Origin of the sequence: Microbacterium sp. zg.Y1084 (assembly GCF_024623595.1) — a bacterium.
GTDB classification, from domain to species: Bacteria; Actinomycetota; Actinomycetes; order Actinomycetales; family Microbacteriaceae; genus Microbacterium; species Microbacterium wangruii.
In genome coordinates, this window is the sequence record NZ_JANJGV010000011.1 from 70,994 (window position 1) to 95,491 (window position 24,498).

Genomic DNA, 24,498 nt, shown 5'->3' on the forward strand with positions numbered 1-24,498 from the left:
CCCTGGCGGCGGTGCTCGGCGCGCTCTGGTTCATCCAGCGGCGGCTGACGCGGGGCACCGTCGCCCGGCGCCCGGAGCAGATCCGTGTCGTCGCACGGCAGGGGCTCGGCGGAAAGGCCCGCGTCGTCGTCATCGAAGCGGAGGGCACGCGCTACGTGCTGGGCGTCACCGAGGCCGGGGTGTCGGTGATCGACAGCCGACCCGCGCTCGACGGCCCCGTGGCCGTGGCCGTGGCCGTCGACGCACCCTCGGCACGAGCGGAGCTGCCGTCCGGGGACGGCGCGCTCAACCCCCCGCTGCCGCTGCGGCGGTCCCGCCAGCGCGGCCACTCCGCCCCGGCATCCCTCTCCGGCGGCGCAGCCGAGGCGCTGCGCCGCGCCCTCGGCGCATGACCGCCGGGCGCGCCCGGGCGCGGCTCGCGCGCCTCGCCGGGTTCGCCTTCGTCGGCGTCGTCGCACTGCAGACCTTCGCCGTCGCGCCGGCCCACGCCGACGTCATCGAGCCGACTCCGCCCACCACGGGCGGGCTGACCGTCGACATCAACGGCATCGACGGCACGCCTTCGGGCTCCATCCTCACCCTGCTGGCGATCACGCTGCTGTCGGTGGCGCCGGCGCTGCTGTTGATGATGTCGTCGTTCACGAAGATCTTCGTGGTGCTCGCGATGACCCGCAACGCCCTGTCGCTGCCGACGATCCCGCCCAACCAGGTGCTCGCCGGCCTCGCGCTCTTCCTCTCGCTGTTCATCATGTGGCCGGTTCTCACGGACATCAACGCGGTCGCCGTGCAGCCCTACGTCGAGGGCACGCTCACCTTCACCGATGCGACCGCGCTCGGCGCGGAACCGCTGCGCACCTGGATGCTGGCGTACACGCGCGAGGAGGACCTCGCCCTCATGACGCGCTTCGCCGGGTTCGACAATCCAGAGGCGCCGGAAGACGTGCCGCTGCAGACGCTCATCCCGGCGTTCATGATCTCCGAGCTGCGCGCGGCGTTCATCATCGGGTTCGTCATCTTCGTGCCGTTCCTCGTCATCGACCTCGTCGTCGCCGCCGCGCTGATGTCGATGGGAATGATGATGCTCCCCCCGGTGATGATCTCGCTGCCGTTCAAGATCCTGCTGTTCATCCTCGTCGACGGGTGGGGGCTCATCCTGCGCACACTCGTGGAGAGCTACGGGCCGATCGGATGACGCCGGAAGCCGTGCTCGACATCGCCTTGGAGGGCGTGGTCCTCGCCGCCAAGCTCGCGGCGCCGCTGCTGGTGACGGCACTGGTGGTGGGGTTCTCCATCTCGCTGCTGCAGTCGATCACGCAGATCCAGGAGGTCACCCTCTCGTTCGTCCCCAAGGCGGTCGCCGTCGCCATCGCCCTCGTGGTGTGCGGCAACTGGATGATCGCCGAGGCCATCGCCTTCACCGAGGCGATGTTCGACCGCATCCCGCACCTGCTCTCCGGCGGCTGACGTGTTCATCCCGCTCGACTTCGCCTGGCTCGAGGCCACCGGCCTCGCGGCGGTGCGCATGACCGCGTTCCTGTTCATCGCCCCGCCGTTCTCGTACGGCGCCTTCCCCGCCCGTATCAAGGCGATGCTGGGGGTCGGGCTGGCCCTCGCCGTCAGCGGGACGGTCGCGGCCGACTACGAGAGCCTCAGCACCGCCGGCTTCCTGGGGGCACTGGTCATCCAGGCGGTCACCGGTGCCCTGCTGGGATTGCTCGTGCTGGTCTGCTTCTCGGCGGTGCAGTCCGCGGGCAGCCTCCTCGACGTCTTCGGCGGTTTTCAGCTCGCTCAGGCGTTCGACCCCCAGATGCAGGTCAACGGCGCCCAGTTCACGCGGCTGTTCCAGATGACGGCGCTGACGCTGCTGTTCGCGTCCAGCGGCTACCAGCTGATCCTCGCCGGCCTCGTGCGCAGCTTCACCGCGGTCCCCATCGACGGCGTCATGCCGCTCGCCCGGCCGGCCGAGATGCTGATCGACGCGGTGTCGCAGATGATGCTGGCGGCTGTGCAGATCGCCGGCCCGCTCGTGCTGATCCTCTTCCTCGCCGACGTGGGTCTCGGCCTGATCACCCGCGTCGCCCCCGCACTGAATGCATTCGCGATGGGCTTCCCCGTCAAGATCCTGCTCACCTTCCTGCTCGCCGGCACCGTGATCGCCGCCCTGCCGGCGATCGTCAGCGCGCTGGCCGAGAAGAGCTTCGGACTGCTCACGGGGGGCACCCGATGAGCGGCAGCGGCAGCGACTCCGGCGAGCGCACCGAGAAGGCCACCGACCGCCGTCTGCGTGAAGCGCGGCGGAAGGGAAAGCTCACCCGCAGCCAGGACTTCACCGCCTGGCTGGGCATCGCCGCCGCAGCGGCCATGATGGCAACGGCGATCGGCGCGGGCGCCGATGCCGGCGGTCAGCAGTTCGTCGCGATCGTCTCGATCATCCGCAACCCCGCGCCGCAGGATGCCGTGGCGGTGCTCCAAGCCGGTCTCGCGTCCATCCCGGGCATCCTCGGCGGCCTGCTCGCCGTCGTCGCCATCGTGACCCTCATCGCCGCGATCGCCCAGGGCGGCGTGCACCTGCGCGGCATCCCCTCGCGCTTCGAGCAGTTCAACGTCGTCTCGGGCGTCAAGCGGCTGTTCGGCATGCAGGCGCTGTGGGAGGGCGTCAAGGCGCTGCTGAAGACGGTCGCGATCGGCCTGGGGCTGTACCTCATCATCTCGGGCCTCGTGCCCGTGCTCACCGCCACGGGCACCCACTCGGTCTCGCGCCTGCTGGAGATCGCCGCCTCCGGCACGGCTTCGCTGCTGATCACGGCGGTCGCCGTGGGCATCGCCCTGGCGGCGGTGGACGTCCTCGTCGTCATCCGGCGCAACCGCAAGCACACCCGCATGACCAAGAAGGAAGCCCGTGACGAGCACAAGCGCTCCGAGGGCGACCCGCTCATCCGCGGGCAGCGACGGGCGCGGCAGCTGGCGCTCAGCCGCAACCGCATGATCGCCGCGGTGGGCGACGCCGACGTGGTGCTGGTCAACCCCACCCACGTCGCGGTGGCGCTGCGCTACGAACCGGGCAAGTCCGCACCGCGGGTCGTCGCGAAAGGAAGCGGGCTCATCGCCGAGCGCATCCGCGACCGCGCGGCCGAAGCCGGCGTGCCGATGGTCCGAGACATCCCCCTGGCGCGCGCCGTGCACGGCGCGTGCGAGCTCGGTCAGGAGATCCCGGCCGACCTGTACACCGCCGTCGCACGCGTTCTCGTGTTCGTCGACGGCCTCAAACGCCGTGGCGCCGCCCGTGGCGTCCACACCCTCCCGCAGAGGAAGTCCCCGTGAAGAAGATCCTGAACAGATCGGCGATCCCCGTCGGCGTGGTGGGCATCATCATGCTGCTCGTGGTGCCGGTGCCGCCGTTCCTGCTCGACGTGCTCATCATCACCAACATCCTGTTCGCGCTGCTGGTGCTGCTGACGTCGATGTTCGTGCGCAAGCCGCTCGACTTCTCGGTGTTCCCGTCGCTGCTGCTGGTGGCCACGCTCTTCCGCCTCGGCCTGAACGTCGCCTCCACCAAGCTCGTGCTGGGCGAGGCGCACGCCGGACAGGTGATCGACGCGTTCGGTGCGATCGCGGTCGGCGGGTCACTGGTGATCGGCTTCGTGGTGTTCCTCATCCTCATCGTCATCCAGTTCGTCGTGGTCACCAAGGGCGCCGAGCGCGTGGCCGAAGTGGGCGCGCGCTTCACGCTGGATGCCATGCCCGGCAAGCAGATGGCGATCGACGCCGACCTGAACGCGGGTCTCATCACCGACGACGAGGCCCGCCGACGGCGCGCGGAGGTGGCCGCCGAAGCCGACTTCTACGGCGCGATGGACGGTGCGTCGAAGTTCGTCAAGGGCGATGCCATCGCCGGCCTCGTGATCATCATCATCAACCTCGTGGGTGGCATCGCCATCGGCGTCATGAGCCACGGCATGGAGATCGGCGAGGCGCTCAACACCTACGCGATCCTCACGATCGGCGACGGACTGGTCACCCAGATCCCGGCACTGCTCATGGCGGTGGCCACCGGCATGATCGTCACCCGCTCCAACGCCGAGGCGGAGATGGGCGAGGAGTCCATGGCGCAGCTCGGCCAGTCGCGCAACGCGCTGATGATCGCGGGCGGGGCGGCTGCGGCGATGTCGCTCATCCCCGGGATGCCGATGCTGCCGTTCCTGGCGATCGCGGCCGTGCTGCTGCTGGTCGCCCAGCGGATGAAGGAAGGCGGGGCCACCGGCGGCGGCGAGGATGACGCGGCCACCGCGACGGCCCCGGCCCTGGACGGCACGGAGGAGCTCATCGAGCGCATGCGCGTTCACTCCCTGGAGATCCTGCTGGCCCCCGACATCGTCGACCTCGTCACGGGCGGGCCCGACGACCTGCTGTCCCGGGTGAAGTCGCTGCGCCGCAAGATCGCCGGCGAGATGGGTCTCGTGGTGCCTCCCGTGCGCACCCGCGACAGCATCGAACTGCCTCCCACGACCTACGTGATCCGGGTCGCCGGAGTCGAGGCCGGCCGCGGCGTCGCCCCACGCGGGTCGCTGCTCGCCCTCGGCCAGGGTTTGGATTCCCTGCCCGGGGAGTCCTCGCCCGAGCCCGTGTTCGGGATCGACGGCAAGTGGGTGCCGCTGGAGATGCGGCACAGCGCGGAGCTGTCGGGGGCGACCGTCATCGACCGGGCCAGCGTCATCATCACCCACTTGTCGAGCATCATCCAGGCCCATGCCGCCCGCCTGCTCAGCCGTGAGGACGTCCGCCGCCTCACCGACGGGCTGCGCGAGATCAGCCCCGCCGCGGTGGAAGAGCTCACCCCTGCGCTGCTCTCCCTCGCCGAGGTGCAGCGCGTGCTGCAGGGGCTGCTGTCGGAACGGGTGGCCATCAACGACCTCGCACGCATCTACGAGGCGCTGGCGCTGCGCGCCAAGACCTCCACCGAGCCGGAGGGCCTCATCGAGGCCGCCCGCGCCGCACTGGGGCCGGCGGTGGCCGCCCGCTTCGCGGAGAACGGCCGGCTGCGCATCATCATGATCAATCCGCTGCTGGAGCAGGCGATGCTCGAGGCCCTGCGCCCGGGCGAGGACGGCCCGCAGATCGCGTTCGACCCGCAGCGCCTGGAGGCGGTCATCGAATCCACCCGTGCCGCAGCGGCGGCGGCCGGCCCGGGGGGCGAGCCGGTGCTGGTGTGCGCGCCGTCACTGCGCTCGGCCGTGCGGCGGCTCATCTCCGCGCAGGCCGACGGCCTGCCGGTGCTGTCGTACACCGAGGCCACTTCGGGCGGCCTCACGATCGACACGGTGGGGGTCGTCCGCGACACCGCGAACCACGCCCAGGCCATCGAACCGGCGTGACGGAAGTAGGGTGAACGAATGCTGGTGTTGACGAGGCGGATCGGTGAGCGGGTGATCATCGGCGACGACATCGAGGTGACGGTGCTCGACGTCAAGGGCGACAGCGTGCGCATCGGCATCCAGGCGCCGCGGGAGACCCGCATTCAGCGGGCCGAGATCGTGGCCGCCGTCGCCTCCGAGAACGCCGCGGCCGCAGCCGCGACTGCAGACCCTGCGGCCCTGCTCGGCGCGCTGGCCCGCCGCCGTGACCCCGCGGCCGAGACGTCTCCCGCCGTGGCATCCACCGACCCCGTCGCCTGAGCGGCGCCGCCGGGGGTCAGTCCAGCAGCAGCGCGGGCTCCTCGAGCACGGATGCCACGTCGGCGATGAACCGGCTCATCGCGTCGCCGTCGATCACGCGATGGTCGAACGAGCCCGAGACGGTGGTGACCCACCGGGGGCGCACCTCGCCGTCGACGACCCACGGCTTCTGACGGATCGCGCCCATCGCGACGATGCCCGACTCCCCCGGGTTGATCGTGGGGGTGCCGGCATCCATGCCGAAGACGCCGATGTTGGTGATCGTGATCGTGCCGCCCTGCTGGTCGGCCGGGGCGGTGCGCCCCTCGCGCGCCGTCACCGTGAGACGCTCCAGCGCCCGCGCGAGCTCGCGCATGCTCAGGTCCTGCGCGTCCTTGATGTTCGGCACGAGCAGGCCCCGCGGGGTGGCCGCCGCGATGCCGAGGTTCACGTAGTTGCGCACCCGGATCTCCGCGCCGTCGTCGGTGTCGATCCAGGCGGCGTTGATCATCGGCGTCCGCCGCACCGCCCAGATGACGGCGCGGGCCATGATCAGCAGCGGAGACACCTTGATGTCGGCGAAGTCGGGCGACGTCTTCAGCCGCTTGACCAGCTCCATCGTGCGGCTGGCGTCGACGTCGGTCCAGACCGACACGTGCGGCGCGGTGTAGGCCGAGCGCACCATCGCCGAAGCGGTGGCCTTGCGCACGCCCTTCACCGGGATCGTCTCCTCGCGGCCGTCGTCCGCGGCGGGCGCGGGCGATGCGGCGGGCGCGGCGACCGGGATGGTCTGCTCCCGCTCCTCGGGCCGGTCGGGGGTCTGCAGGTTGCGGAAGACGCTGGCCTGCGACGCCTGCGCGAGCACGTCCTCCCGCGTCACCGCCCCCGCCGGGCCGGTCGGGGTCACCGTGGAGAGCTCGACACCCAGGTCTCGCGCGAGCTTGCGGATCGGCGGCTTCGCGATCACGCCGGCCGAGGCGCGCACCTGCTGCTGCGGGCTGTGACTGCGCGCCGGGCCGCGCCGTGACGCGACGGCGCCGGGAGTGCCGTATCCCACCAGCACCGAGCCGCCGCCCTCGTCGGATGCCGCCGGCTCGCCGTGCTCGGAATGCCCGACCACCGCGGGCTCCGCGACCTGGGCCGCGGCGGCGGCGATCGTGATGATCGGGGCGCCCACGGCGACCGTGGCGCCCTCTGCGGCCAGCAGCTCGCCCACCGTGCCGGCGAACGGCGACGGCAGCTCGACGAGGGACTTGGCCGTCTCGATCTCGACGATGACGTCGTTCACGGCGACGGCATCGCCGGGCGCCACGCGCCACTGCACGATCTCGGCCTCGGTCAGTCCCTCACCGACGTCGGGCAGGACGAAGGTCTGCGTGCTCATGCGTGGTCCTTTCGCAGCGGCCCTGCGGCCTCAATGGGCGAGAACGCGATCGACTGCCTCGAGGATGCGATCGGCATCCGGAAGGTAGACGCCCTCCAGCTTCGCGGGCGGGAACGGCACATCGAAGCCCGACACCCGCAGCACCGGGGCCTCGAGGGCGTAGAAGGCGCGCTCCATGACGGTGGCGGCCACCTCCGACCCCACCGACGTGAAGCCGGGCGCCTCCTGCGCGTAGACCATGCGGCCGGTGCGACGCACCGAGTCGAGGATCGGGGCGTAGTCGACGGGCGACAGCGAGCGCAGGTCGATCACCTCGCACGAGGTGCCCTCGCCTTCGGCGAGCGCGGCGGCCTGCAGCAGGGTGGTGACCATGGCGCCGTGACCGACCAGGGTGACATCCGTGCCGCGGCGCACGACGCGGGAGGCGTGCAACGGCACGGCACGCGCCGTGGTGTCGACCTCGCCCTTGGCCCAGTACCTGGCCTTCGGCTCGAGGAAGATCACCGGGTCGGGCGAGGCGATGGCATCCTGGATCATCCAGTAGGCGTCGTTCGCGGTCGACGGCGACACGACCCGCAGGCCCGCGGTGTGCGTGAAGTACGCCTCCGGGCTCTCCTGGTGGTGCTCGACGGCGCCGATGTGCCCGCCGTAGGGGATGCGGATGACGACCGGCATCTGCAGCCGGCCCTCGGAGCGGTTGGTGAGCTTGGCCAGCTGGGTGGTGATCTGGTCGAACCCGGGAAAGACGAAGCCGTCGAACTGGATCTCGACGACCGGGCGGAACCCCGCCATGGCCAGCCCGATCGCGGTGCCGATGATGCCCGATTCCGCGAGCGGGGTGTCGAGCACGCGCTGCTCGCCGAACTCGGCCTGCAGCCCTTCGGTCACGCGGAACACGCCGCCCAGGCGGCCGATGTCCTCGCCCATCAGCAGCACGTGGTCGTCGGCGGCCATGGCCGCGCGGAGCCCGGCGTTCAGCGCGCGGCCCAGCGGCATGCTGGTCACCGCGGCGGTGGTCGCCGCCGTCGTCGCGGCCGTCGTCGTCGGAGCGGTCATGATGCCTCCTCCGTGAACGCCGCCTCATAGTCGGCCAGCCACTGTCGCTGCTCGTCGATGAGCGGATGCGCCTCGCTGTAGACATGGGCGAACATCGACTCGGCGGGGATCGTCCCGAGCGCGTTGGTGCGGGTGCGCACGTCGTCGGCGAGCGCCTGCGCCTCGGCGTCGACGTCGGCGAAGAACTCGTCCGCCGCGCCGCGCCCCTGCAGGAAGGTGCGCATGCGCACCAGCGGGTCGCGCTGCGTCCAGGACTGCTCCTCGTCGGAGGTGCGGTACTTCGTGGGGTCGTCGCTGGTCGTGTGCGCGCCCATGCGGTAGGTCATCGCCTCGATGGCGCGCGGCCCGTCGCCGGCGCGCGCCTCGTCGAGGGCGCGTCTGGTGACGGCGTAGCTGGCGAGCACGTCGTTGCCGTCGACGAGGATCGAGGGCATGTAGCCCGCGGCCCGCAGGTGCAGCGGGGTGCGCGACTGCGTTGCCACCGGCACCGAGATCGCCCACTGGTTGTTCTGCAGGAAGAACACCTGGGGCACGCGGTAGCTCGCCGCGAACACCATGGCCTCGTGCACATCGCCCTGGCTGGACGCTCCGTCGCCGTAGTAGACCACGACCGCCTCGTCGCGCTCGGGGTCGCCGGTGGCGGTGCGGCCGTCGAAGACCAGGCCCATGCCGTACCCGGTGGCGTGCAGCGTGTGCGCACCGAGCACGAGCGTGTACGGGCGGGTGTTGCCGTTGCCCGGGTCCGCCGGGTCCCAGCCGCCGTGGGTGAGTCCGCGCATGAGACGGATGATGTCGACCGGATCGACGCCGCGGATGGTGCACACGACGTGCTCGCGGTACGACGGGAAGATGTGGTCCTGTGCACGCGCGGCGCGGGCCGAGCCGACCTGCGCGGCCTCCTGCCCGAACGACGGCGGCCACAGCGCCAGCTGGCCCTGTCGCTGCAGGTTCGTCGCCTGCCGGTCGAACGCGCGGCTGATGACCATGTCGCGGTAGAACCGCTCGAGGTCGGCGTCGTCGATCGCCTCGACGAGGTCGAGGTACGGCTCGGCGGCGGGGGTCGGCGCGAACGATCCGTCGGCCGCGAGGACGCGCACGAGGGCGGGATCTTCGGGCTGGATCATGGTCCTACGCTAATGCCCCCCGCGGTGCCCGCCGTGCTGGACATCCCACAACGGATGCCGCGATCCGCAGTGTCCGATCCACAGTCCGGTCGCCGGATCGCGGTGTTCCGGGGCGTCAGCGCCGGCGTGCCGGGTGGTCAGCGGGCAGCAGTGAGAGCGCCGACGCGGCGGCCTCGGCGATGTCGGGGAGCGACTCCTCTTCGCCGACCGAGATGCGCACGCCGTCCCCGGCGAAGGGACGCACGACCAGCCCGGCATCCTCGAAGCGCGGGGCGACCTCGAGGGTGTACTCCGCGGCGGGCAGCCACACGAAGTTGCCCTGCGCCTCGGGAACGTTCCAGCCGATCTCCCGCAGGATCGACGCGAGGCGGTCGCGACGGTCGGTGATCACGGCGACGCGGGCGATGAGCTCGTCCTCGGCATCGAGGCTGGCCAGCGCCGCACCTTCGGCCTGAGCCGTGACCGACAGCGGGATGCCGGTCGTGCGCGCCGCGTCGAGGACGCGCGGGTTTCCCACGCCGTAGCCGATCCGCAGCCCGGCGAGCCCGTAGGCCTTGGAGAAGGTGCGCAGCACGACGACGTTCGGGTGCCCCGCCGCCAGCACCCGGCCGCCGTCGACGGCGGCGGGGTCGGTGACGAACTCGGCGTACGCCTCGTCGAGCACGACGAGCAGGTCGCGGGGAAGACGGTCGAGGAAGGCCTCGAAGTCCCGCTGCGTGACGATGGGTCCGGTGGGGTTGTTCGGGCTGCACACGAGCACCATGCGGGTGCGCTCGGTCACCGCGTCGGCCATCGCGTCGAGATCATGCGCGCCGTCGGCGGTGAGGGGCACGGCGATCGCCGTCGCGCCGGCCACCGCGGCCAGCCCCGGGTAGGCCTCGAACGAGCGCCAGGCGTACATCAGCTCGTCGCCCGGCCCGCAGGTCGCGAGCGCGAGCTGCTGCAGGATCGACACGCTGCCGGCGGCGACGTGCACGCTGTCGGCGCCCACACCGAACCGGGCGGCCAGCCGGGCGCGCAGCCGCGACGCCGATGCGTCGGGGTAGCGATTGACCGAGGTCACGGTGCGCAGCGCCTCGACGACGCTGGGCAGCGGCTCGAACGGGTTCTCATTGCTCGACAGCTTGAACGCGTCGGCGCCGGCCTGGCGTCCCTGCTTGTAGGCAGGAAGGGCCGCGATCTCGGGACGGATGCGCACGGGCGGGGGCGTAGGGGCCTCAGTCACGATTGTGAGCCTACAAGCGCCCGCAGCCCGCGCATGTCACGCGCGTCTGTCGGGCCCGCGCAAGGGCTCATGCCACACTGCAGAGCATGCGATTCATCATCCGTGTGGTCATCAACGCGTTCGCCATCTGGATCGCCACCCTGATTCCGGTGCTGCAGGTCACGGTCATCGCCTTCCCCCCGGGCGAGACGCTCCAGCTGGTGCTGACCCTGCTCGCGGTGGCCGCGATCTTCGCGATCGTGAACACCGTCATCGGCACGGTGGTGAAGATCGTCGCCTTCCCGCTGTACATCCTCACCCTCGGTCTCATCTCGCTGATCATCAACGGCTTCCTGCTGTGGCTGACGGCGTGGATCACCTCGTTCTGGCAATGGGGCCTGCGCGTGGAGGACTTCTGGTGGGGCGTCGTCGCGGCGATCGTCATCTCCCTCATCAACTGGATCTTCGGCATCATCCTGCGCCCGCAGCGCCGCCGCGTCTGACCGGGTCGCCCGGCCGCACCGCACCCCAGACCGCCGTCTCGACCGCGACCGCGGCGCCGAGATCCGCCCAGACCGCCCGTACGGCGCCCATGCGCGGATCGGCGCTGACGTCGAGCTGTTCGGCGCTGTCGACGTAGGCGGTCATGTGGTGGCTCGGCGCGAGCAGGTCCCCGACATCCGGGCGCGGGTCGGCAAGCCGCTCGGCGACGAAGCTGCCGGGTGCCCCGGCAGCTTCAGGCAGGCCGCCGTCGGTGAGCGCGACGACGGGGTCGTCGGCATGGCGCACCGTGACGCTCAGGGTCTGCGTGCCGACGGCGGCCACGACCGGCGAGCCGAAGGTGACCACGGTGCGGGTGTCGAATGCGCCCTCTGCGGCCAGACGCGCGGCGATCATGCCGCCCTGGGAGTGACCGAAGGCGTGCACGGCGTCGCCCTCGCCCGCGCCCGCCGCCTGCAGTGCCGCGACGACCGCGGTGTACGACGCGGACAGCCCGCCGCCGTAGAGCTCCAGGTTCGACTGCATGTCGAACGGGTCGGTCCCCCCGGCGGTGGGTGTCTGCGTGCCGGCGATGTAGACGGCGAACTGGGCGGAGCCGTCGGGCATGGTGTACTTCTCCACCCGTATGCGAGCCTGACCCTCCCCCGGCACGCGGGATGCCGCCTCGGCCAGCGACGCCGGCGGGCCGCCGCGGGCGGTGCGTCGCAGCGGCAGCAGGTCCGCGGGCGGCGCCGGCGCCGGCGGTGCGGATGCCGCATGGATCGTGCCGCCACCGCGGGCGCGGATCACCTGCCGGAGCACGGGCAGGCCCACCGACAGTGCACCGACGGCGAAGGGGCCGGCATGAAGGGCCAATGCCAGCGCCTGACCGCCCAGCGCCGCACCGGTGTCGGCGCGCCAGGCCGCCACTGCGGCATCCGCCGCCCGCGCGGCGTCGGGGTCATCCAGACGCGCGAGGGCGAGCGCCATCCGAGCCCGCACGATCATCGCACCGTCGCCGCGCGCCTGCGCCGCCGCCAGCGCCGCGCGGAGCTCGACGATCGCGTACACCTCGGAGGCCTGGCGCAGCCGCGCGGCCAGGTCGCGGGCCGCGGCGGCGAGCGCGGCGATGTCGTCGGCGAGCGCATCCAGCCCGTCTTGATCGGCGAACATCACCCCGATCACCTCGGCCGCTGCGGCGCGCGCACCCGCACCCGCGTCGTCGAGGTCGGCCGCGACGAGCTCGAATCCGGCGGCGGCGGCATCCAGCGACGCCGTGTCGACGGCCACGGCCCCGCCGCCGCGGATCTCCAGCGCGCTCATGACGACGGCGGCGACAGGCTCTCGAGCATGGCCCGCGTGCGCCGGAGCCCCTGCTGCAGCCGCTCCAGCGGCCAGTCGAGCAGCCAGATCGCCGTCGACCAGTCGGCCACCGAGGCGCGGAAGGCCTCGGCGGCGCTGGACTGCCAGTCGGTCTGCGCGGCCAGAGCGCCGGCTCGCGCGCGCAGCCCGGCCAGATCGGCGGCGACCGCGGCGATGCGGCGAGAGGCGGCATCCACCCGCTCGATCTCTGCGCGGCCGGCGTTCTGCATGCCCTCGACTCTCGCGGTGCGCGCGCACGCGCGGGGCGGCCGTGAGCGATCCGTGGACATCTCGCGCCGAATCGGGGCCTGTGCAGACGGCCGCGGAGTCGCCATGATGGGTGGATGACCGCCGCCGTGGACCCGTTCCGCGTCGTCTTCGTCTGCACCGGGAACATCTGCCGCTCACCCATGGCCGATGTCGTGTTCCGTTCGCTCTCGCAGCGGGCGGGGCTCGATCATCGCGTCTCGTCGTGGAGCGCAGGCACCGGCGACTGGCACGTGGGCGAACGCGCCGACTCCCGCACCCTCGAGGCGCTGGCACGACGCGGCTACGACGGCGAACGCCATCGGGCGCGGCAGTTCATGCAGGAGGACTTCCACGCCTCCGATCTCGTCGTCGCCCTCGACCGCAGCCACGAGCGGATCCTCCTGCAGTGGGCGCGCACGCCCACCGACGCGGACAAGGTGTCCCTGCTGCGCACGTTCGACGCCGCCGCCGGCGAGCAGCTCGACGTGCCCGACCCGTACTACGCGGGCGCGGAGATGTTCGATGAGGTGCTCGGTATGATCGAGAACGCGTGCCGGGCGCTCTTCCGGCAACTCGAACCCGCGGTCCGCCAGCTCCGCTGAGCGCGCCGAGCCGCGCCCCAGCCATCGGAGACCGCGTGTCCACGTCCCTCCCCCCGCAGCCGCTCAGCCCCCTCGACGGTCGCTACCGCGCGGCCGTGTCCGGTCTGGCCGACTATCTCTCCGAGGCCGGCCTCAACCGCGCCCGGGTCGAGGTCGAGGTCGAGTGGATCATCGCCCTCACCGATCGGTCGCTGTTCGGCACCGCCCCGCTGTCCGAGGCCGACAAGACCGCCCTGCGGCGCCTGTACCGCGAGTTCGGTCAGAGCGAGATCGACTGGCTGGCCGAGAAGGAGGCGGTGACCCGCCACGACGTGAAGGCCGTCGAGTACCTCGTGCGCGACCGGCTGTCGACGCTGGGACTGCACGGCATCGCCGAGCTCGCGCACTTCGCCTGCACGAGCGAGGACATCAACTCCGCTTCGTACGCCCTGACCGTGCAGCGCGCCGTCGAGCGGGTGTGGCTGCCGAAGCTGCGCTCGGTCATCGAGAAGCTGCGCGCGCTGGCCGTCGAGCACAAGGATGCCGCGATGCTCTCACGCACCCACGGGCAGCCGGCGACCCCCTCGACGATGGGCAAGGAGCTCGGCGTGTTCGTCTGGCGGCTCGAGCGCGTCGCCGCGCAGATCGCGGGCGGCGAGTACCTCGCGAAGTTCTCCGGCGCCACCGGCACCTGGTCGGCCCACGTGGCCGCCGAGCCCGATGTGGACTGGCCCGCGCTGTCGCGCGGCTTCATCGAAGGGCTGGGCATCGGCTTCAACCCGCTGACGACGCAGATCGAGTCGCACGACTGGCAGGTGGAGCTGTACGACCGCGCCCGCCACGCCGGCGGCATCCTGCACAACCTCGCCACCGATGTCTGGACGTACATCTCGATGGGCTTCTTCGCCCAGATCCCGGTCGCCGGGGCCACCGGATCGTCGACGATGCCGCACAAGATCAACCCGATCCGCTTCGAGAACGCCGAGGCGAACCTCGAGATCGCCGGCGGACTGTTCGGCACCCTCGCGCAGACCCTCGTCACGTCACGGCAGCAGCGCGACCTCACGGACTCCACGACGCAGCGCAACATCGGCGTCGCGTTCGGGCACTCGCTGCTCGCGCTGGACAACCTCGAGCGCGGTCTCGGTGAGATCTCACTGTCGCGCGAGGTGCTGCTGGGCGACCTCGACGCCAACTGGGAGGTGCTGGCCGAGGCGATCCAGACCGTCGTGCGCGCGGAGATCGTCGCCGGCCGCTCGCAGATCACCGACCCCTACGCGCTGCTGAAGGACCTCACCCGTGGCCGCCGCGTCGGCGCCGCCGAGCTCGCGGAGTTCGTGAGCGGACTGGACATCGGCGACGCGGCGAAGCAGCGTCTGCTGGCGCTCACCCCTGCCGGCTACACCGGCCTGGCCGCCGCCCTCGTCGACACCCTGCTCGCGGAGTGAGCATCCGCCCCGCGGGGTGAGCACTCCCTCCTGCGGGTGAGCCCCGCTCGGGCGGGTGAGCGCGGCGTCAGCGCTTGTCGTCGCCGTCCGGCGCCTCTCCGGCGTCGCCGGCGTCACTGCGGTCGGTGCGCATGACCGGCCCGTCGATGGTCTTGGTCACCTGCGCCGGGTCGACCACGAGGATGAGCAGCGCGACCACGACCAGCGTCGCGATGAATGACACCCCCGCCACGATGGCGGCGACGACCCATGCCCGCTGGATGTCCTCAGCAGGCCCGGCCTGCAGCGCCCCCATCGACATGAGGGTCACGAGCCCCCCGAAGGCCGCGGCGGCGAAGGCGAACCCCAGCAGCTGCACGGGCTTGAGCAGCTCGCGACGGGTGGGACGGGTGGGCTCGGTCATGACCGACCTCCGGATTCGGTGACGACCGGGGGCTGGGCCCCGGTGTCGGTGGGGCGCGGCGAGAACCCCGCGATGCCGAGGAAGACCCCGATGATCGCCGCGTAGGCGCCGAAGATGCCGACGCCGATGACGGTGCCGGTGAGGGTGAACCAGGAGCCGGCCTCGTCGACGAAGTAGTCCAGACGGTAGCCGGCGGGCACGGCCAGCATCCCGAGCCCGAGGGCGAGCGTCAGCGCACCGACGACGATGGCGTCACGGGCCTCTCCCCGCTCGACGGCCGTGGCGGGCGAGTCCTCTGCCCGCGCCCGACGGCGGGCGAGGATGCCGGAGACCAGCTCGGTGGCGCCGCTCGCCAGCGCCCAGACGATGATGAGGACGAAGAACGTGGTGGTGGTGCGCCACCCCGACACCCCGCCGACCATGCCCGCGAGCAGGGTCAGGATGCCGAGGAGCACGACCGTGCCGCGCCGGCCGGCCGGGTAGACGAGCCAGGCCGACAGCAGCAGCACGAGGGCGGTCGCCACGGCGAACCCGCTGAACACCGCCAGGCCGACCACGGCGGAGTGGTCGGGGGTGAACGTGATCATGATCCCCGCGGTCAGCGCGAACAGGGCGCGCGCGAGCTGCAGGTGGCGCACGTCGAACGTACGGGCGGAGGTGTCGGACACGGCGGAACTCGTCAGCTCGAAGCGAAGGGGAACCCTTCCAGTGTAGTTCGCCCGCGGCTGGGGTAAGGCTGGCCGCCCTGCCCGTCCGAGCGGCCTTTCCACAGAGCGGCAAACATCTGTTGCCTGCCGGAAACGTGGGCGAAAAGGCCGGTGCATCTCGCGTGGATACGTTCGACGCGACCGGAGGAGACCTGCCATGACCGAAGTCGCGACGCGTTCGGCGGAACGCACACTGTCGCTGCTCGCGATCGTGTGCGAGCGCGGTCGCGTCACCCTCTCCGCCGCGTCCCGCGCGACCGGGCTGGCCCCGAGCACAGCACTGCGACTGCTGCGCACGCTGGAGAAGACCGGATTCGTGCGCCGCGAGGAGTCCGGCGAGTTCGTCCCCGGCGGGCGGGTGCTGCAGTTCGGTCTGCGCGCACTCGGAGCGGACACCCTGGTCGACCTCGTCTGGCCGGCGATGCAGCGCATCGTCGCGCTCACCGGGGAATCGGTCTATCTCAGCATCCGCTCCCACGCCGACACCGCCTCCTACATCGCCGCCCTCGAGGGGACGCGGGCGGTGCGCCACCGGTCGTGGGTCGGTGAATCGATCCCGCTGGCCGGCACCGCTGCGGGTGCCGCCCTGGACGGCGTCGGTCTGACGCGCGGCTACGCCGTCGCGGAGGGCGAGGTCGAATCGGATGCCACCGCCGTCGCCGTGCCGCTGCGCTCGGGGGGTCGCACGCTCGCGGCCCTCAGCGTCGTCGCCCCGAGCTTCCGATGCACGCCCGCGGCGATCGAGGCCTGGGGAACGCTGCTGCGCGCCGAGGCCGAACGCCTGCTGACCCCCGTCGACGCCATCCCCGTCGACGCCGCCTGATCCGTCGCCGCTCCCTCGTCCCCCGTCCGCGCCCTCACCCGCCCGAACCCGAATCCGAACCCGAACCGAAGGAAGCCCCGCATGAAGACATCCACCCGCGCCGCGGCCGTTGCCGCCGTCGCCACCCTGGCCGCCGTGCTCACCGCCTGCAGCCCGAGCAGCCCCGCCGGGGAGAGCACTCCCGACGCAGCGGATGCCACGACGCTGGACAGCGTCACCGTCGGCATCCTCGCCATCGCCGACCTCGTGCCGATCCACATGGGCCTGGAGGCCGGGGTGTTCGAGGAGCACGGCATCGACCTCGAGCTGGAGTTCGCCCAGGGCGGCGCGGCCATCGTGCCGGCCGTCGTGTCGGGAGAGTACGACTTCGGCTACAGCAACGTCGTGTCGCTGCTGGTCGCCCACGAGAACAGCATCCCGATCCAGATCGTCTCCAACGGGTCGAGCTCGTCGGGCGTCGCCGGCGCGGATGCCACCGAGGTCGCGGCCCTCGCCGACAGCGGCATCGAGGACGCGCTGGACCTGCAGGGCAAGCGCGTCGCCATCAACGCCCTCGGCAACTTCGGCGAGATCACGATCCGCAACTCCATCGCCGCCGCCGGTGGCGACCCCGATGCCGTGACCTTCGTCGAGATCCCCTACCCCAACATGCCTGCGCAGCTGGCGGCCGGCGAAGTGGATGCCGCCTGGACCACCGAGCCCTTCCGCAGCCAGATCCTCGCGGAAGGCGGCGCCATCGTCGCGAGCCCGATGACGGACATGTCCGACAGCTTCGACTCGGCGTACTTCTTCACCTCCACCGCGCTGGCCGCCGACGACGCCGATCTGGTGTCCCGCTTCACCGCGGCCGTGCACGAGTCCTTCGCCCTGGCGATGGAGGACGAAGCGGCGACCCGCGCCGCCCTGGTCGACTTCAACGAGCTCGACGAGGCCACGGCCAAGACGATCGCGATGCCCACCTGGCACCCGGAGATCAACCGCGACGGCCTGGAGGCCTTGGCCGCCGCCGCGAAGACCTACGGCGTGCTGCGCGAGGACCCCGACTACACGAGTTTCCTCGGCGAGTGATGACCGCGGAACTGCGATCCGCAGCCGCGCCGCACGCGGAGCGGGAGGCCGTGCAGGCCTCCCGCTCCACCCGGCGGCGGGTCCTGCCGCCTCGGCTGGTGAACCCGCTGCTCGGGGCGGCCGGCCTTCTCGTCTTCGGCCTCGCCGGCGAGCTGCTGCCGGCCCTCGGGGTCGTACGGCCGCAGGACCTCCCTCCGACGAGCGCCGTGTTGTCGGCGCTGGTCGGCATGCTCGGCGACGCAACGCTCTGGCAGGCGATCTACGACACGCTCTACGTGTGGGCGCTGGGATTGACGCTGTCGTCTGCGGCGGGGATCGCCCTGGGTCTCGTGATCGGCCAGCTGCCCCCGGTGCGGCGCGCGACGGCATCCCTCATCGAGATCCTGCGCCCGATTCCGTCGGTCGCGCTCATCCCGCTCGTGGTGCTCCTGTTCGGGCCGCGTTATGAGTCGGCGCTCGTGCTCGTCGTGTACGCCGCGTTCTGGCAGGTGCTCGTGCAGACCATCTACGGCGCCGCCGACGTCGACCCCGTCGTGATGGCGACCGCCCGCTCGTACCGGCTCAGCCTGTGGCGCCGGGTGACGACGGTCATCTGGCCGAGCGCCCTGCCCTTCGTCATGACCGGCATCCGCCTGGCGGCCACCGTCGCGCTCGTGCTGACGGTGACCGCGCAGCTGCTCATCGGCACCCCGGGCATCGGCAAGGCCATCGCCCTCGCCGAGTCCGCCGGCGCGACCGACCGGCTGTACGCCCTCGTGATCGTCACGGGCCTGCTCGGCGTCGCCGTCAACACCGGCATCCGCATCGCCGAGCGCCACCTGCTGCGCTGGCACAACTCGACCCGGACGGAGCGCGGCGCATGAGACGTTCACGACTGACCGTCGTCGGCAACGCCGTCGCGCTGCCGCTTCTGCTGGCGGTGCTCTGGTGGGTGGCCAGCGCCGACTCCGAGAGCATCTACTTTCCCTCGCTGCAGAAGATCCTCGGGGCCTTCCCCGAGACCTGGCTCGACGACGGGTGGGGCTCGAGCATCATCGTCGACGGCGTCCCGTCGGTGGCACGGCTCGCCATCGGCTTCGCCTCGGCCGCCCTCATCGCCGTCGCGCTCGGCACGGCGATCGGACTGCACCCGCGCCTGCGGGCGTTCGTCGAGCCGGTCCTCGAGCTGGTGCGTGCCATTCCCGGCCCCGTGCTGGTGCCGGTCGTGTCGCTGTTCGCCGGGATCGGCGACGGCATGAAGGTCGCGGTGATCACGCTGGGGGCGCTCTGGCCGATCCTGCTCAACACGATCGACGGCGTGCGCGGGGTGGACCCGGTCATGACCGAGACGGCCCGCTCGTACCACCTCAGCCGGCCCCGTCGGCTGATCGCCCTCGTGCTCCCCGCCGCATCGCCGCAGATCTTCGCCGGAATGCGCCAGGGGCTATCGGTCGGCATCATCCTGATGGTCATCTCCGAGATGTTCGCGGCCACCAACGGCCTCGGGTTCTCGGTCGTGCAGTTCCAACGCAACTTCGCGCTTCCCGAGATGTGGACCGGGATCATCGTGCTCGGCACCCTCGGACTGCTCGCCTCCCTCGTCCTTCAGTTCGCCGAGACGCGCGTGCTCCGCTGGTATACGGGGCTGCGGGCGGCGGACCACGAATCCTGAACCGAAAAGAGTGCGCACCATGCTCAGCGTCACCCACCTCCAGAAGATCTACGGCAGCGGTCCGACCGCCTTCGAGGCGCTCCGCGACGTGGACTTCTCCGTCCGCCAGGGCGAGTTCGTCTGCCTGGTCGGCCCGTCCGGCAGCGGCAAGACCACGCTGCTGAAGAACATGGCCGGGCTCATGACCCCCACCGCCGGCGAGGTGGTCGTCGACGGGCGCCGGGTCGCTGGTCCGCCCAAGGGCCTGGCGCTCGTCTTCCAGGAGTACGGCCGCAGCCTGTTCCCGTGGCTCAAGGTCGGCCAGAACGTCGAGCTGCCGCTGAAGGAGCTGCGTCTGTCGGCCGCCGAACGCCGGCAACGGGTGCGGGACGCCCTCGAGCACGTCGGTCTCGGCGCGAACGCCGACTCCTACCCCTGGCAGATGTCGGGCGGGATGCAGCAGCGCGCGGCCATCGCGCGGGCGATCGCCTACCAGCCCAAGGTGCTCCTCATGGACGAGCCGTTCGCCGCCGTCGACGCGCAGACCCGCGCCGACCTCGAAGACCTCATCCGCCGGATCTGGGACGAGCTCGGCATCACGACCCTGTTCGTCACACACGACATCGACGAGGCGGTGTATCTCGCGGAGCGCGTCATCGTGCTGTCGTCGTCGCCGACCTTCGTGCAGCGGGAGATGATCGTCGACCTGCCGAGGGAGCGCGACCAGCTGACCACCCGCTCGCTGCCGAGGTTCGCCGAGCTGCGGCACGACCTGTATGCCGAGATCCAGCGGGCGAAGGTCACGACGGCGCCGGCCGTGTGAGCCGGGACGGCGCTTGGTAGCCTGACCTCCCCACCCCGGGAGGACCATGACCTCGACGCTCCGCCGAGCCCCGCGCAGGCTCGCCCTCGCGGCGGCGGTCGCGGTCGCGGTCGCCGCCCCGCTGGCCGCCTGTGCTGCGGCACCGCCCGCCGCGCCCACCGCCGTTCCGGCTCCGGCAGTGACGGATGCCCCGGGGGCCACCGCGACGCCGCGCCCGTCGCCTGGGACCGCAGCGTCCGGCCCGCCGTTCGACGTGGTGACCGGCCTCACGTCGCCGTGGTCGGTCGTGACGATGGGACGGGACGCGGCGCTGATCGGCGAGCGCGACACCGCACGCGTCTTCGAGTGGACCGCCGGCGGCGGGTTGCGCGACGTCGCCGTGATCGAGGGGGTGGCGCACGGTGGCGAAGGCGGGCTGCTGGGCCTCGCCCTCCACGACGGCGAGCTGTACGCCTACGCCACGACGCCCACGGGCAACCGGGTGCAGGCGTACCCGATCGAGGGCGATGCGGGATCCACGACCCTCGGCTCGCCCCGCACCGTCATCGACGGCCTGCCGGCATCCGGTACGCACAATGCCGGGCGCATCGCGTTCGGCCCCGACGGGATGCTGTACGTGCCCGTGGGTGACGCCGGCGATCCCGACGCGGCTCAGGACCCGGATGCCCGAAACGGGAAGATCCTGCGCGTCACGCCCGACGGCGACGTGCCGGCGGACAACCCCCGCCCGGGCTCGCCGGTGTACAGCCTGGGCCACCGCAACGTGCAGGGCCTGGCATGGGCCGACGACGGGCGCCTGTTCGCCAGCGAGTTCGGCCAGAACACCTGGGACGAGCTGAATGTGATCGAGCCCGGCGCGAACTACGGCTGGCCCACCGTCGAGGGCGCCGCCGGGGCTGCCGGTTTCACCGACCCGGTCGCCCAGTGGCCGACCGCCGCTGCCAGCCCGAGCGGCATCGCGATCGTCGATGACACCGTGCTGATCGCGAATCTGCGCGGTGAGGTGCTGCGGGCCGTGCCGGTGGACGACCCGACGGCCGCGACCGAGCACCTCGCGGGGCGATACGGACGCCTGCGCGACGTGCTCACCGCTCCGGACGGGCGCGTGTGGATCGTCACCAACAACACCGACGGCCGTGGCGACCCCCGCACCGGGGACGACCGCATCGTCTCGATCGACCCCGCCGATCTGACCGGCTGACGGGCCGGCGCCCTGGCGCTCCCCGCTGCGCGGGAGACCGGCTCAGAGGTCGGCGATGACGATCTTGTGCATGTCCAGCATGCGGGCGTACGCGCCCGGATGGGCCATGAGCTCCGCCATGTTCTCGGGCAGGATCTGCCAGCTGAGGCCGAACCGGTCGACGAGCCAGCCGCACTGCTCCGCCTCGGGCACCGCGGACAGCGCCTCCCACAGCCGATCGATCTCCGCCTGGTCGCGGCAGCGCACCACGAGCGACACCCCCGGGCTGAAGGGCTCGTCCATGTCGACGCCGGAGTCCGCCGCCGTGAACCACTGCCCCTCGAGCTGGAAGTCGGCGTACATCAGCCCGCCGGCCACGGCGGGCCCGGTCGGCTCGGGGTATTCGGCCACGGTGCCGACCCCGGAGCGATCGAAGAGGTCGATGTAGAAGTCCACCGCCTCGCGCGCCCGGTTCTGCGCCGGACCGTTGAACAGCAGCGACGGCATGAGGAAGGGGCGCGGCTCGCCTTCGCCCAGGATCAGCTGCCAGTTGACCCCGTAGCGGTCGCGCAGCCAGCCGTAGCGGGGACTGAACGGGTACTCGTCCAGCTCCATCAGCGTCGCGCCGCCGTCGATGAGCTTCTCCCACAACGCGTCGAGAGCGCCGCGAGCGCTGGCGGCATCGCCGGAGAACAGCAACGAGTCGAAGTTCACCATGAAGGACACCGAGGCGTTGGGGCGGAACTCCGGCCCCGCGTTGATGAGCATCAGGCGGTACCCGTCGAACTCCACCTCGATCCCCAGCTCCGCGCCGGCGAACTCGCTCTGGAACCCCGGCAGCCCCTCCGCCGGGTAGCGGGCGGTGACGTCGGCCGTCGCGCCGGGAAACGCGTCGGTGTAGAAGCGGGCGGCCTCGGCCGCGTTGTGGTCGAACCAGATGTTGGGAACGATCTTCTGCACGGCAGACCTCCTTGTCGAATCCGTCGCGCCCAGCATCCAACCGGTCACCGGCACGCGCAAGGCCGGGGCCGACACCGGCGCGCACCCCGGCGGGAGGCCTGGATCAGCCCACGGCCTTGGCCACGAGGGTCCGCACGGTGCGGTCGACCGCGTCGGTGTACTCGACGATCGCGAACGCGGTGGGCCACAGCGCACCGTCGTCGAGCGCGGCCTCCTCGTTGAAGCCGATCGTGGAGTAGCGGGTGTCGAACTTGGATGCCGGCTGGAAGAAGGTCAGCACCTTGCCGTCCCGCGCGTACGAGGGGAAGCCGTACCAGGTCTTCGGGTCGAGATCCGGCGCCGTCTCGGTGACCGCCGTGTGGAACCGCTCGGCGAGGAAGCGGTCGGGCTCGGGAAGCGCGGCGATCGCGTCGAGGCACGCCTGCGCCTCGCGCTCCTTCTTCGCTCCCCCCTTGCCGCCTGCGGCCTGGGCCTTGAGTTCGGCCGCGCGCTGCTTCATGGCCGCGCGCTCGTCAGCGCTGAACGATCCGTCGTCGCCGTCGCGGGTATCGGGCATCATCGTCCTCCCTGTCCGGCCGGAGGCGGGTCCCCCAGCGGACGCCGGAATGATCCCACAGCCGACGACCGTCCGCCAGACTCCGTGGGCGGCGTTCCTGCGGGCGGCGACCCGGGCGGGCGCAACCTGCGCCGGTCGCGGCCTCGTCCCAGCGCGACTTCAGCGGCCGCTGCGGTCGCGATCGCGGCGGGCGCCGCGCACGCGCTGCATCCGCTGGCGCAGCCGACGCGCACCGCCGGGGTCGACGACCGGCACCGGCTGCGTCACGACGGCGTCGACGGCCATCGACCCGTCGACGGGTCCGATCACCGGGATGGGCGTGGTCGGGGTGAGGGTGGCGGGGAGCGCCGGCATGGTGGCGAGACGCCGGTGCTCGCGGATGTACGCCGGCACGAGCAGCACGACGGCACCGAGCCATGCGAGCGGGTTGCTCCAGGCGACGCCGGCGAACCCGATCAGTCCCCCCAGCACGACGGCGGCGACCACGCGCATCACGAGCTCGATCGCACCGGTGACGGTGGGGATGAGGGTGTGCCCGAGGCCCTGCAGGGCCCCGCGGACGACGAAGAGCACACCCAGCAGGCTGTAACTCACGCCGTTGATCACGAGCATGAGGGCGGCCATGGCGACGACGGCATCCGACCCCTCGCCGACGAACAGGCGCACGACACCGCTGCCGAACAGCACGAGCAGGGCGCCGACGACGACGGATGCCGCGATCGCCATCCACACCGACTGCACGACGCCGCGGCGGATGCGGTCGGGGCGTCGCGCGCCGAAGTTCTGCGCGACGTACATCGACACGGCAAGGCCCAGCGACTGCAGCAGCGCGACGGCGAGCGAGTCGACGCGCGAGGCCGTGGTGTAGGCGGCCACCGCGTCGGCGCCCAGCTCGTTCAGGCGCACCTGCACGGCGAGGGTGCCGATGGCGATGATGGAGGCCTGGAAGCCCATGGGCAGGCCGAGCCGAAGGTGGTCGGCGAGGTCCTCCCATGACACCCGCCAGTCGCTGCGGCGCATCTGCAGCGCCGGCACGCGGCGGCGCACGAAGTCGACGCACAGCACGACGGACAGCCCCTGGGCGACGACGGTCGCCAGCGCCGCACCCCCGATGCCCCACTGCAGGGGGCCGACCATCAGCACCACGAGCCCCACATTGATGACGCACGCGACGGTGAGGAAGATCAGCGGCGTGCGCGAGTCCCCGATGGCGCGGATGATCGCCGACAGGTAGTTGAAGAACAGCATCGCCCCGGAGCCCAGGAAGCTCACCTGCGCGAAGACCGTGGCCTGCGGCATGAGCTCCGCCGGCGTGCGCAGCAGCAGCAGCATCGGCTCCGACAGCAGCGGCCCGGCGATGGTCAGCAGCACCGTCGCGATGGCGGTGAGCAGCGTGCCGGCGGCCACGGACCGGCGCACGCCCGCCGCGTCGCGGGCGCCGAACGCCTGCGCCGTGGGGATGGCGAACCCGGTCGTCAGGCCCCAGACGAACCCGAGCAGAAAGAAGAAGAGGCTGCCGGTAGCGCCGACCGCCGCCAGGGCTTCGACCCCCAGCCACCTCCCGACGACCACGGCGTCGGCGAACTGGTACATCTGCTGCACCACGTTGCCCAGCAGCAGCGGAACCGAGAACAGCAGGATGACGCGCCAGGGGCTGCCGGTGGTCAGGGACGTGGACATGCGGGAGCCTTCACGCTTCGGGTCGGTGGGCGTCGCGGGACGCCGATGAGACATCCTATCGAATCGATTCGGCACCCGATGACGGTGGGCGCGAGCGCCCTCCGGGCCTGCAGACGCAGCCCCCGCAAC

The 24,498-nt window shown here is 71.8% G+C and carries 27 protein-coding genes; 16 read left to right on the forward strand and 11 right to left on the reverse strand.

All coding sequences use genetic code 11. From position 1 onward, the window contains the following. The first annotated feature begins 11 nt into the window (after positions 1 to 11). From NQ165_RS13265 to csrA, 7 genes are read left to right on the forward strand one after another with little or no spacing between them, the layout of a single operon-like run. Positions 12 to 392, forward strand: a complete 381-nt coding sequence (locus NQ165_RS13265; protein ID WP_257533848.1) for a flagellar biosynthetic protein FliO — start codon at positions 12 to 14, stop codon at positions 390 to 392. Then, entirely contained in the window at positions 389 to 1,192 is an 804-nt protein-coding gene (gene fliP / locus NQ165_RS13270) for a flagellar type III secretion system pore protein FliP (RefSeq protein WP_257533849.1), read from the forward strand. Before NQ165_RS13265 ends, fliP begins: the two co-directional genes overlap by 4 nt. Next, positions 1,189 to 1,464 (forward strand): flagellar biosynthesis protein FliQ, encoded by a 276-nt coding sequence (fliQ, locus tag NQ165_RS13275; RefSeq protein ID WP_257533850.1) that lies wholly within the window; start codon positions 1,189 to 1,191, stop codon positions 1,462 to 1,464. Before fliP ends, fliQ begins: the two co-directional genes overlap by 4 nt. A gap of 1 nt (position 1,465) precedes the next feature. After that, on the forward strand, positions 1,466 to 2,227 hold the full coding sequence (locus NQ165_RS13280; protein ID WP_257533851.1) for a flagellar biosynthetic protein FliR: 762 nt from the start codon (positions 1,466 to 1,468) through the stop codon (positions 2,225 to 2,227). Continuing rightward, positions 2,224 to 3,321 carry a flagellar biosynthesis protein FlhB gene (locus NQ165_RS13285; protein WP_257533852.1) on the forward strand — a complete coding sequence of 366 codons (1,098 nt, stop codon included), beginning with the start codon at positions 2,224 to 2,226 and terminating at the stop codon, positions 3,319 to 3,321. The genes NQ165_RS13280 and NQ165_RS13285 overlap by 4 nt, the downstream gene beginning before the upstream one ends. A gap of 50 nt (positions 3,322 to 3,371) precedes the next feature. After that, a complete protein-coding gene (locus NQ165_RS13290; protein ID WP_306816811.1) occupies positions 3,372 to 5,372 on the forward strand; it encodes a flagellar biosynthesis protein FlhA in 2,001 nt (666 codons plus the stop codon). 18 nt (positions 5,373 to 5,390) lie between these two features. Continuing rightward, positions 5,391 to 5,672 (forward strand): carbon storage regulator CsrA, encoded by a 282-nt coding sequence (gene csrA, locus NQ165_RS13295; protein ID WP_257533854.1) that lies wholly within the window; start codon positions 5,391 to 5,393, stop codon positions 5,670 to 5,672. Positions 5,673 to 5,688: 16 nt separating this feature from the next. Here csrA and NQ165_RS13300 read toward each other — a convergent pair whose 3' ends face one another. The 4 genes from NQ165_RS13300 to NQ165_RS13315 form a co-directional block, all read right to left on the reverse strand. Further along, positions 5,689 to 7,035, reverse strand: coding sequence for a dihydrolipoamide acetyltransferase family protein (locus tag NQ165_RS13300; protein ID WP_257533855.1), 1,347 nt, complete (start codon positions 7,033 to 7,035; stop codon positions 5,689 to 5,691). A 30-nt stretch (positions 7,036 to 7,065) separates the two neighbouring features. Next, a complete protein-coding gene (locus NQ165_RS13305) occupies positions 7,066 to 8,031 on the reverse strand; it encodes an alpha-ketoacid dehydrogenase subunit beta (protein ID WP_374679387.1) in 966 nt (321 codons plus the stop codon). A gap of 56 nt (positions 8,032 to 8,087) precedes the next feature. Continuing rightward, positions 8,088 to 9,215, reverse strand: a complete 1,128-nt coding sequence (locus NQ165_RS13310) for a thiamine pyrophosphate-dependent dehydrogenase E1 component subunit alpha (protein ID WP_257533857.1) — start codon at positions 9,213 to 9,215, stop codon at positions 8,088 to 8,090. A gap of 115 nt (positions 9,216 to 9,330) precedes the next feature. Continuing rightward, positions 9,331 to 10,440, reverse strand: coding sequence for a histidinol-phosphate transaminase (locus NQ165_RS13315; protein WP_257533858.1), 1,110 nt, complete (start codon positions 10,438 to 10,440; stop codon positions 9,331 to 9,333). A gap of 86 nt (positions 10,441 to 10,526) precedes the next feature. Between NQ165_RS13315 and NQ165_RS13320 the strand changes: the two genes are divergently transcribed. Next, positions 10,527 to 10,922, forward strand: a complete 396-nt coding sequence (locus NQ165_RS13320) for a phage holin family protein (protein WP_257533859.1) — start codon at positions 10,527 to 10,529, stop codon at positions 10,920 to 10,922. On the opposite strand, the gene NQ165_RS13325 is transcribed toward NQ165_RS13320, so the two are convergent. Then, on the reverse strand, positions 10,891 to 12,222 hold the full coding sequence (locus tag NQ165_RS13325; RefSeq protein ID WP_257533860.1) for a hypothetical protein: 1,332 nt from the start codon (positions 12,220 to 12,222) through the stop codon (positions 10,891 to 10,893). The genes NQ165_RS13320 and NQ165_RS13325 overlap by 32 nt on opposite strands. Continuing rightward, a complete protein-coding gene (locus tag NQ165_RS13330; protein WP_257533861.1) occupies positions 12,219 to 12,491 on the reverse strand; it encodes a hypothetical protein in 273 nt (90 codons plus the stop codon). Before NQ165_RS13330 ends, NQ165_RS13325 begins: the two co-directional genes overlap by 4 nt. A gap of 114 nt (positions 12,492 to 12,605) precedes the next feature. On the opposite strand from NQ165_RS13330, the gene NQ165_RS13335 reads away from it, so the two are divergent. Next, complete coding sequence (locus NQ165_RS13335; protein ID WP_257533862.1) at positions 12,606 to 13,112, forward strand: low molecular weight protein-tyrosine-phosphatase; 507 nt, start codon at positions 12,606 to 12,608, stop codon at positions 13,110 to 13,112. Positions 13,113 to 13,147: 35 nt separating this feature from the next. Next, the gene (gene purB / locus NQ165_RS13340) at positions 13,148 to 14,539 is read left to right on the forward strand and encodes an adenylosuccinate lyase (protein ID WP_257533863.1); all 1,392 of its coding nucleotides are present in this window, start codon (positions 13,148 to 13,150) and stop codon (positions 14,537 to 14,539) included. A 67-nt stretch (positions 14,540 to 14,606) separates the two neighbouring features. Here purB and NQ165_RS13345 read toward each other — a convergent pair whose 3' ends face one another. Further along, positions 14,607 to 14,942, reverse strand: coding sequence for an amino acid transporter (locus NQ165_RS13345; RefSeq protein WP_257533864.1), 336 nt, complete (start codon positions 14,940 to 14,942; stop codon positions 14,607 to 14,609). Continuing rightward, the gene (locus NQ165_RS13350; protein ID WP_257533865.1) at positions 14,939 to 15,610 is read right to left on the reverse strand and encodes an acyl-CoA synthetase; all 672 of its coding nucleotides are present in this window, start codon (positions 15,608 to 15,610) and stop codon (positions 14,939 to 14,941) included. The genes NQ165_RS13345 and NQ165_RS13350 overlap by 4 nt, the downstream gene beginning before the upstream one ends. A gap of 196 nt (positions 15,611 to 15,806) precedes the next feature. Between NQ165_RS13350 and NQ165_RS13355 the strand changes: the two genes are divergently transcribed. The 6 genes from NQ165_RS13355 to NQ165_RS13380 all read left to right on the forward strand — a co-directional run bounded on the left by NQ165_RS13355 (position 15,807) and on the right by NQ165_RS13380 (position 21,194). Continuing rightward, a complete protein-coding gene (locus NQ165_RS13355; RefSeq protein WP_257533866.1) occupies positions 15,807 to 16,472 on the forward strand; it encodes an IclR family transcriptional regulator in 666 nt (221 codons plus the stop codon). Between the two features lie 81 nt (positions 16,473 to 16,553). Beyond that, positions 16,554 to 17,540 (forward strand): ABC transporter substrate-binding protein, encoded by a 987-nt coding sequence (locus tag NQ165_RS13360; RefSeq protein WP_257533867.1) that lies wholly within the window; start codon positions 16,554 to 16,556, stop codon positions 17,538 to 17,540. Next, complete coding sequence (locus NQ165_RS13365) at positions 17,540 to 18,403, forward strand: ABC transporter permease (protein ID WP_257533868.1); 864 nt, start codon at positions 17,540 to 17,542, stop codon at positions 18,401 to 18,403. Before NQ165_RS13360 ends, NQ165_RS13365 begins: the two co-directional genes overlap by 1 nt. After that, complete coding sequence (locus tag NQ165_RS13370) at positions 18,400 to 19,191, forward strand: ABC transporter permease (protein ID WP_257533869.1); 792 nt, start codon at positions 18,400 to 18,402, stop codon at positions 19,189 to 19,191. Before NQ165_RS13365 ends, NQ165_RS13370 begins: the two co-directional genes overlap by 4 nt. Before the next feature lie 19 nt (positions 19,192 to 19,210). After that, a complete protein-coding gene (locus NQ165_RS13375) occupies positions 19,211 to 19,993 on the forward strand; it encodes an ABC transporter ATP-binding protein (protein ID WP_257533870.1) in 783 nt (260 codons plus the stop codon). A gap of 46 nt (positions 19,994 to 20,039) precedes the next feature. Further along, a complete protein-coding gene (locus NQ165_RS13380) occupies positions 20,040 to 21,194 on the forward strand; it encodes a sorbosone dehydrogenase family protein (RefSeq protein ID WP_257533871.1) in 1,155 nt (384 codons plus the stop codon). A gap of 42 nt (positions 21,195 to 21,236) precedes the next feature. Here NQ165_RS13380 and NQ165_RS13385 read toward each other — a convergent pair whose 3' ends face one another. The 3 genes from NQ165_RS13385 to NQ165_RS13395 form a co-directional block, all read right to left on the reverse strand. After that, positions 21,237 to 22,133, reverse strand: coding sequence for a VOC family protein (locus NQ165_RS13385; RefSeq protein ID WP_257533872.1), 897 nt, complete (start codon positions 22,131 to 22,133; stop codon positions 21,237 to 21,239). 103 nt (positions 22,134 to 22,236) lie between these two features. After that, positions 22,237 to 22,689, reverse strand: coding sequence for an iron chaperone (locus NQ165_RS13390; protein WP_257533873.1), 453 nt, complete (start codon positions 22,687 to 22,689; stop codon positions 22,237 to 22,239). A 159-nt stretch (positions 22,690 to 22,848) separates the two neighbouring features. Next, positions 22,849 to 24,369: an MATE family efflux transporter gene (locus tag NQ165_RS13395; protein WP_257533874.1), complete on the reverse strand. Its 1,521-nt coding sequence runs from the start codon at positions 24,367 to 24,369 to the stop codon at positions 22,849 to 22,851. Positions 24,370 to 24,498 lie beyond the last annotated feature (129 nt).